General features: G+C 55.6%; 8 protein-coding genes and 1 pseudogene. 4 read left to right on the top strand and 5 right to left on the bottom strand.

Annotated elements, in window-relative coordinates; all coding sequences use genetic code 11:
- From MRBLMR1_RS19780 to MRBLMR1_RS19770, 3 genes and pseudogenes are all read right to left on the bottom strand, one after another.
- Window positions 1–398 (bottom strand): annotated as a pseudogene (locus MRBLMR1_RS19780) (sensor histidine kinase); the annotation flags it as partial.
- A 51-nt stretch (window positions 399–449) separates the two neighbouring features.
- Window positions 450–602, bottom strand: coding sequence for a hypothetical protein (locus tag MRBLMR1_RS19775; RefSeq protein ID WP_500065805.1), 153 nt, complete (start codon window positions 600–602; stop codon window positions 450–452).
- Window positions 603–672: 70 nt separating this feature from the next.
- Window positions 673–1,068: a DUF1236 domain-containing protein gene (locus MRBLMR1_RS19770; RefSeq protein WP_500065803.1), complete on the bottom strand. Its 396-nt coding sequence runs from the start codon at window positions 1,066–1,068 to the stop codon at window positions 673–675.
- Window positions 1,069–1,690: 622 nt separating this feature from the next.
- Between MRBLMR1_RS19770 and MRBLMR1_RS19765 the strand changes: the two genes are divergently transcribed.
- Both MRBLMR1_RS19765 and MRBLMR1_RS19760 read left to right on the top strand, forming a co-directional pair.
- Window positions 1,691–2,197, top strand: a complete 507-nt coding sequence (locus MRBLMR1_RS19765) for a response regulator (protein ID WP_500065801.1) — start codon at window positions 1,691–1,693, stop codon at window positions 2,195–2,197.
- Window positions 2,198–3,044: 847 nt separating this feature from the next.
- Window positions 3,045–3,359, top strand: coding sequence for an ArsR/SmtB family transcription factor (locus MRBLMR1_RS19760; protein ID WP_500065799.1), 315 nt, complete (start codon window positions 3,045–3,047; stop codon window positions 3,357–3,359).
- A 237-nt stretch (window positions 3,360–3,596) separates the two neighbouring features.
- On the opposite strand, the gene MRBLMR1_RS19755 is transcribed toward MRBLMR1_RS19760, so the two are convergent.
- The gene (locus tag MRBLMR1_RS19755; RefSeq protein ID WP_500065797.1) at window positions 3,597–3,752 is read right to left on the bottom strand and encodes a hypothetical protein; all 156 of its coding nucleotides are present in this window, start codon (window positions 3,750–3,752) and stop codon (window positions 3,597–3,599) included.
- A 98-nt stretch (window positions 3,753–3,850) separates the two neighbouring features.
- Window positions 3,851–4,321 (bottom strand): Hsp20 family protein, encoded by a 471-nt coding sequence (locus tag MRBLMR1_RS19750; protein WP_148148728.1) that lies wholly within the window; start codon window positions 4,319–4,321, stop codon window positions 3,851–3,853.
- A gap of 1,058 nt (window positions 4,322–5,379) precedes the next feature.
- On the opposite strand from MRBLMR1_RS19750, the gene MRBLMR1_RS19745 reads away from it, so the two are divergent.
- Window positions 5,380–6,603, top strand: a complete 1,224-nt coding sequence (locus MRBLMR1_RS19745) for a PAS domain-containing sensor histidine kinase (protein ID WP_500065795.1) — start codon at window positions 5,380–5,382, stop codon at window positions 6,601–6,603.
- Window positions 6,600–7,391 carry an ATP-binding protein gene (locus MRBLMR1_RS19740; RefSeq protein ID WP_500065793.1) on the top strand — a complete coding sequence of 264 codons (792 nt, stop codon included), beginning with the start codon at window positions 6,600–6,602 and terminating at the stop codon, window positions 7,389–7,391. Before MRBLMR1_RS19745 ends, MRBLMR1_RS19740 begins: the two co-directional genes overlap by 4 nt.
- The last annotated feature ends 8 nt before the right edge of the window (window positions 7,392–7,399 follow it).

Raw genomic sequence — 7,399 nt, 5'->3', positions numbered from 1 at the left:
AGTTCGCCATTAAAGGCCCGATTTCGATTTTCGCCACGAGGTACGACACGGCCCATAAGATTCTTGTCGTTCGAATATAATATCATGCCGTCCTTGCGCCATAGGCGAAACGAGACCAGCCGCTTTCTGAGAGCGCCCTGGCCCAGAGTTTCGTCGAGCGACCGCTCGATGGACTCATCTAGCTTCGTCTCGCGGGTCAGGTCCGGCAGAACTGGCGCGATAATACTGTCGACGTATAGGGCTGTGGTAGCGGCAGCATTCCGCGTAACCGTCTGTGCGATCTGCTCTGTGACATGAAGCCCAATGATGATCGTGGCAATTGCGGTAACTATACCACCTGCCAGAAAAAACTGCTTGGCGAGACTAAGTGAGTTCACAAAATCTAGAGCTGACTTCACCGGCCCGTTCCACGTTCCAAGATCCGCGTAGTGGGAGACTTATATAGAATATCAGCGGATTAATTCGGAAGACAGGCTCAATCCGCTCACGGGGGCCTCCGGGATGAAGCCGACGTGTGGCTGCTTAACGGGATCGTCTAGGTCTATGAGCACCACCACCATTCCACCCATAATGACGAGGATGCCTGCAACAAGCGACTTCATCTTCTACCTCCCATAATAAAATTGGTGTGGCAGATGCTATCCACCACACCATCTTGGCCAAACCGACCGGTTAGTTGATCACGTGGATCACCTTGCGGCTTGAAGGCTCGACGATGACGCGCTGCTTGTTCACGATGGCGTAGGAATAATTGGGATTTTCCGGAACCTGCTGGACAACGACAGTCGATGGAAGCGGTTCACCGACAACCACCTTTTCCTTCACAACGACGGTATCAGTGGGCATGGGAGCTTCACGAACGTAAGTCACAACCCGTTCCGGCGGTGGGTCAATAGCGGTTCCGGCGACTGCGCCGACAACACCACCAACAGCTGCACCCACCGGACCGCCGACAATTGCTCCCGTCACCGCTCCGCCGGCAGCGCCGTTTACCGTCGACTGCTGTGCCATGACACCACCTGCCACGAACATCGCGGTGGCAAATACTACGGCCTGTTTCTTGTTCATCTGCTTTCTCCTTTATGACACGAGGTGTTCCTCGCCCGACCAATGGAGAAGCTATCCAACAAGTTCCCGCGTGGGACTTTGTGCCCAACGTTGTGACGATATCTCGGCCTTTCGGCCGTGTTGATTTCAATCTGACAACGGATCATGCTCCTGCATTCAATCAACCAACAGATCAACCGCCGGAGCGGAGCTAGGCGAAGGTTGCTTGGCTCAGGCCCGAGCCCGTGCAAGGAGAATCCGTAGGAGAAATGTCGTGAAAAAACGCTCGGCTACGCGCACTGTCGTACCCGCTCAACTAGTTGAAGCGTGGATCTCGAGCGCACCACCACTCAGGAACAAGGGGATATAGCAACGGCTGGCTCATACAATCGGCTATATACGAGGTCCAAAATTGTGACCTCATTGGGACCGCTAAAAGAAGTGACAGCTCAACCATAAGAAGCGCTACTCGGCCGGTGAGAAATGAGAGGCTGGCGCGGCTCGAGGGGTATATCCGCGGCAGCGTCCCGTCGTTGGGAAGTGCTCCCGCAAACGACGTTAGTGCGCAGAGAGCGGTCGCGCGGATTGCACCATTGGTGATTTCCAGACAGAAGTTCAACACGCGTTAGCTGTGGAGGGGTCAATGACCGAAACGTCGCAAATAAGAAATCAAAGGGACGTCAGCCGCATAATCGACCAGTGCAAAAGACGAGAGTACCGGCTAGCTCTTGCACAACATCTCCAACAGGTCAGAAACTTTAAGACGCACGCTTACTTGACCGAGACGGATGAATTCGAGCTTCAAGGGCGGCGCGTCTTGGTCGTTGAGGACAATTACGAACAGGCTAGTAAGTTGACCGATTTTTTGCGGTCGTACAGGATTGAGGTCGTCGGTCCCTTCCCCCGCGCAAAAGAGGCCATCAAGTATCTCAAGCATGACTGGGTTGATGCTGCATTGCTCGACGTCTTTCTAGCGGACGGAAATGCTATAGGTTTGGCAAAGGCTCTTTCCGAAACTCACACTCCATTCGCAATCGTCACGGGCTACCAGCGGAAAGTGATCCCTGCAGAGCTCCGCAACGCTCCCTACTACTGTAAGCCTTGCAGTCGGAATGAGATAACTTCGTTTCTCCGTTCTGCGCTTCGGTGACGGCGCGGCGCCGACGTCGAGCATCCGGGGGTTACAATCCCGTTGTTGCCTGTAAGATTCTCTATGCCGCCGCAACCTCGCCTAGAAGGGAACAGGAGCAAAGGCGGGGCAGAACATTGGGAAAGAAGAGGGAGCAAGCCGAAGATATGTTTTTTGTTCCTCACCAACTCACCCGGCGAACGATCGCCCATGCAGCTAAAGTCAACGAGGCGTGAAGAGAGATCTTTCTGCTGGCAGTTCCGCCGATACCGCACGGATCCGCAGCAAGACTACCCTTAAGGTCTTTAAAGGATCCGAACCGTCGACCCCGTAGATCTTATGGCGCTAAAACGCTCACCAAATTGCTGAAAGAGGAAACTGCGTGTGCCACAACGGAATGAGGTTAGCCGAAACGCCATATGCACGCTGCGATCGCGCCGTCCCATGACGCCGTTCCGGATATCTAGAGAGAGCTGCACTTTGAACGGCGTCGAATGCGGTCGATATGGACCTCGCGACTTCGTGAGCCTCCTCCGATTTAGGCCCTCACGGCGATAGGTGTGTTTTAGGGGATGATAATCAAAGTGGCGGCCAGCATTGTGGCGCAATGGCAGGCTGCATTCGCGCAGGCTCCTTGATGGCGCTGATGTGGGTTGACCTTCGAGACCGCTAAGATCAGGGAGGAAAACATGAACAGAGGGAGCGGGGTCTTTATGCACCGGATCCACACCGGCCGCTAAATCAGTGGCCGTTCACCATATCGGACACCTTATCATTTACATAATATAGCAGCTGGTCATATGTATGACCGCTGCCGCGAGGGCGAGCCCATTCGTCGGCGTGTTGAATTCTGTCAGGAGCAGGAAGCATGAGTTGCGATCACTCCTTCGATGTCGAACGTGCATCTGAACTTTTGTCCGTCCTTTCAAATCCCAAGCGCCTCGAGATCTTCGAGCTCATCAGCCAGCGCGAGTGGGACGTTAACTCCCTTGCCCGGAAGCTCAATATGAGCCAGTCGTCGCTGTCGCAGCATCTAAAAAAGATGCGGGATCTTAAGGTTGTGAGCGCCCGTCGGGACGCCCGGGCCGTTTATTATTCGTCGCAGAACGAAAGCGTGTCGACGATCCTGGCCTCACTTACACAGATCTTTGCGTCCGGCAAAACTGTCGAACCCGCCACTTGAGCGACGGAAAGTAGCCGCGGTCTGGGTGAGACTTCGCCCGCCCCTGACGCCGCGCTTCAAGGGTCGATAATCGGCAGAGCGGACAGGCATCGGCCTCACATTCCACCGATCTTCGCGTCCGTCCTACGCTGTAGATGAGGCGGGACGTTTTCCAGCTCGGCGAGCTTGCCGTTCTGCTTCAGAAAAATTCGAAAGTTCTCTCGGACCGCGTCGATCGGCCAATGACCGTTCGCCGCCTCACGGCAGTATCGCACAAGAGTCTCGCAAGCGAGGTTGCGCTTCTCCCTGGGCCATTCGTCGAGAAAAATCGAACACGTCATCCAGTCCGGTGATCTCCTGCACGAAATACCGGCGCTGTGCGTAGACGGGCTTTTCAAATTGAGCGAGCAACATGGCAACCTCCTTCGTTTGCTCGATATCGACTGATAACTGAAGCCGGCCCTGGATCGGGCCGGCTGATAGCAATCGCTAATTCTTCTTAGGTGTTCGGGTCAAGCGACCTTGCGGTCAGCTTCAAGCCGGAGCGGCTCGCTAGCGGCTGAAGCGACGCCGATTTCGATCTTGCGCGGCTTCATGGCTTCGGGCACCTCGCGCTTCAAGGCAATCGTCAGCAGGCCATTCTTTAGATCGGCCCCTTCCACCCTCACATGATCCGCAAGCTCAAACTTACGCTCGAAGGAACGACTGGCGATGCCGCGGTGAAGATATTCGCCCTGCAGCTCTTCAGCCTTCCCGCCTTTGATCACCAGGACATTGCGCTCCTGAGTAATATCGAGATCGCCTTCGCCAAAGCCTGCCACCGCCATCGTGATGCGGTAGTCGTCTTCACCAGTCTTGACGATGTCATAGGCCGGCCAGGTCTCGATTGCGTTGAGACGCTGCGTATTGCTGAGCAGATTCAACACGCGGTCGAAGCCGATGCTCGAACGATAGAGCGGGGCAAAATCAAGTTCAGTTCTCATAACCATATCCTCCGTAAAGCAACATGGAAGAAAGCGGGGAAATCCGCCTCCTCGGTCAGCCGACCCCCTCGTTGGGCCGTCGGCGTTGACCGATTTGGTTTTTGAGATTTTGTCGTTCAAGACCCCACTCGAAAATTTTTCCAGCTCTCCGAAATCATCTTGTTCGCTGAAAATCCGGTCCTATCTCGAGTCGCGATCTTCGCTTTGGGAGCATCGGAATGGATGATGGAATGACCGAGATGTTTTCGGACGCCGATATCGAGATTTTGCCTCCGCAGCACGCCACTCAACACGAGATGGGTATTTGCCTTTGCTGCTGTCGCCAGCGTTTCAACTCCGCCATGGACGAGGACGGCTGCGGCATTTGCGACGAATGCTTGGCGCCTTGACGCTTCGATGACCGATGTCAACCGACAACAGGGATTGGCCGACCACGCGCAAGCTGCGGGCGAATTGGAAGTGTCGCAAGACTTTCCTGCCCTATCAAGGAGCACACTGAATGCCCGGAACCTTTGTCTCAATCTACGTCCTTGCCTTCAATCTCGACGACCGCGGCCATTGAGGAAGCTAAGGATCTTGCCACTCGGCACGGGGGCGTCGCCGTATGGAAGCGTCAGCGCGATCCGGTCGTTGGGGAAGAAGGCGAACCCAGGATTGTCTTCCAATCGGGCAGGATCGGAGATTTTGCGTGAGCCCATGAGCGCAAAACGCTTTAGGGCTCGTTTCTACCGTCTGATGGCGGGATGACGTCTATTGACTTACGCTTTGCCGGCGGACGGTGCCAAGGATACCGGGAGGCACACGCCTCGCAATAACCTGCCCTACTCGCCGAGTTTTTTGCTTGGGACCACCCGCCTTATCCGGCAACTAAAAACGGGAGCAGCGTGCCCTTGATAATGGCGCGGGCAGTTCGATAGGAGAACGTCATGCGAACGATGAGCTCGCGCAACATCGAGTTGACAGCACTCGAGCATGCCTAGAGAGAATTGCCCTTTATCAGAAAAACAATATATACCGCCCTCACAATTTGCCTTTGTGGCTAAAGGACTGCGGCGGATATGGATCTACTCAAAGGGCTGGCTCAGGCATTTTCGTTCGACGATCGTCGCCATGCCAATACCTTTCTGAAGGCGATTATCGAAACGACCCCGGAATGTATCAAGGTCGTTGCGCCGAACGGTGACCTTCTGCATATGAACTCAGCCGGTCTAACGATGATCGGATCCGACAGTTGGGACCAAGTGGCCGGTGCCTGCACATTCGATCTGATCGCCGACGAACATCGTGCTGGATGGCTCGCTCATCATGAACGTGTCTGCGCCGGCGAGCGTCTGGGCTGGGAATTCGACATTGTCAGCCTGGATGGAACAAGGCGGCATATGGAAACGCATGCTGTGCCGATTGATCTCGATGATGGCAGGACCGGCCAGCTTGCAATCACCCGCGACGTCAGCGGCAGAAGACGAGCCGAAGCCGCACTCCAGGATCTTAACGACGAACTTGAGGAGCGGGTTCGCGAACGCACAGGTGAATTGCGCAGTACTCTCCAAAAGCTGCAGGATACAGAGCGCAATCTGGCGCTTATGATCGACAGTGTTTCCGACTACGCGATCTACCGTCTCGATCCCGAAGGGCATATCGAAAGCTGGAATGGTGGAGCGGAACGGATCAAGGGGTATTCGGCAGAGGAAATCATTGGGCAGAATTTTTTGAAATTCTATACGCCGGAGGATCTCGCGGCCGGACGGCCACAGTTAGCGCTCACATCTGCTCGCAGGGATGGCCGTTTCGAGAGCGAAGGCTGGCGTGTCCGCAAGGATGGTAGCCGGTTCTTTGCGAGCGTGGTGGTGGACGCAATCTACGATGATGGCGACTTCATTGGCTTTGCCAAAATCACCCGCGACATCACAGAAAAACGTGAGGCTGAGGCCAAGCTGCGCCAAGCACAAAAGATGGAAGCCGTTGGGCAGTTCACGGGTGGCGCTGCTCACGACTTCAACAATTTGCTTTCAGCTGTGCTGGGAAGCCTCGAACTATTGCGCAAGCGTTTGCCGGACGACGATCCTCGGGCACGCGCGCTCCTCGAGAACGCCGTTGAAGGAGCCAAGCGTGGTGCTTCGCTGACCCAGCGGATGCTGGCATTTTCCAGACGCCAGGATCTGCAGCAGGAACCCGTGGAGCTAACTGCGCTGATCTACGGCATGAGCGACCTCATCAATCAGATTGTCGCCCCGAACATTCAAATAGAAACCCGCCTGCCTCGATCCCTCCCGCCGTTATGACCGACCCCGGCCAGCTTGAGACGGCGCTCTTGAACCTTGTCGCCAACGCGCGTGACGCGATGCCGTCTGGCGGCGCGATCACGATCTCCGCGCGCCCGGTAGAAATTTCCTCGGCAGATGCCAAGGATCTTCAACTAGGCTCTTACGTTTGTCTCTTGATCGAGGATGATGGCGAAGGCATGGATGAAGCGACACTTGCCAAAGTCACTGAGCCATTTTTCACCACGAAGGGGATCGGCAAAGGGACGGGGCTCGGCCTGCCAATGGTAGATGGCCTCGCGGCCCAGTCGGGCGGCAAGCTCGTCCTACGCAGCCAACCGGGCGTCGGAACCTCCGTAGAGCTGTGGCTGCCGGTCGCGGATCCAGAGACCGATAGTATCGTGGAGACCGCCTCTGGCAAAGCGAATGATGCCGAGCCTCAACGCACACTCAAGGTCCTCGCCGTCGATGACGATGCTCTCGTCTTGATGAACACAGCTGCTATGCTTGAAGATTTGGGTCATCTTGTCATCGAGGCGAGTTACGCAACGCAAGCCATTGAAATCATCCGGCAGGAGTCAATCGACCTTGTCGTCACCGATCACGCCATGCCTGGCATGACTGGACTTCAACTGGTTGAGGTCGTCGGCGGAACGCATCCTAACCTGCCTTTTGTTCTTGCCACCGGTTACGCTGAGCTTCCAAACGGCAGTGCCCGACCGTTTGTGAAGCTGGACAAGCCCTTTATGCAGGATCAATTGGCGGACGCGGTGAGCCAGGCGTTCACGCCCGGAGCCACGTCTCAATAAATTTTCTT

The organism is Neorhizobium sp. LMR1-1-1.1 (assembly GCF_040675795.1).
GTDB classification, from domain to species: Bacteria; Pseudomonadota; Alphaproteobacteria; order Rhizobiales; family Rhizobiaceae; genus Neorhizobium; species Neorhizobium cellulosilyticum.
This window is presented reverse-complemented; position numbering and strand designations above follow the sequence as displayed.

Coding starts and splice junctions, on each gene's coding strand:
- MRBLMR1_RS19770 (WP_500065803.1), bottom strand. CDS start 1,068: ATGAACAAGAAACAGGCCGTAGTATTTGCCACCGCGATGTTCGTGGCA.
- MRBLMR1_RS19775 (WP_500065805.1), bottom strand. CDS start 602: ATGAAGTCGCTTGTTGCAGGCATCCTCGTCATTATGGGTGGAATGGTG.
- MRBLMR1_RS19760 (WP_500065799.1), top strand. CDS start 3,045: ATGAGTTGCGATCACTCCTTCGATGTCGAACGTGCATCTGAACTTTTG.
- MRBLMR1_RS19755 (WP_500065797.1), bottom strand. CDS start 3,752: ATGTTGCTCGCTCAATTTGAAAAGCCCGTCTACGCACAGCGCCGGTAT.
- MRBLMR1_RS19750 (WP_148148728.1), bottom strand. CDS start 4,321: ATGAGAACTGAACTTGATTTTGCCCCGCTCTATCGTTCGAGCATCGGC.
- MRBLMR1_RS19740 (WP_500065793.1), top strand. CDS start 6,600: ATGACCGACCCCGGCCAGCTTGAGACGGCGCTCTTGAACCTTGTCGCC.
- MRBLMR1_RS19745 (WP_500065795.1), top strand. CDS start 5,380: ATGGATCTACTCAAAGGGCTGGCTCAGGCATTTTCGTTCGACGATCGT.
- MRBLMR1_RS19765 (WP_500065801.1), top strand. CDS start 1,691: ATGACCGAAACGTCGCAAATAAGAAATCAAAGGGACGTCAGCCGCATA.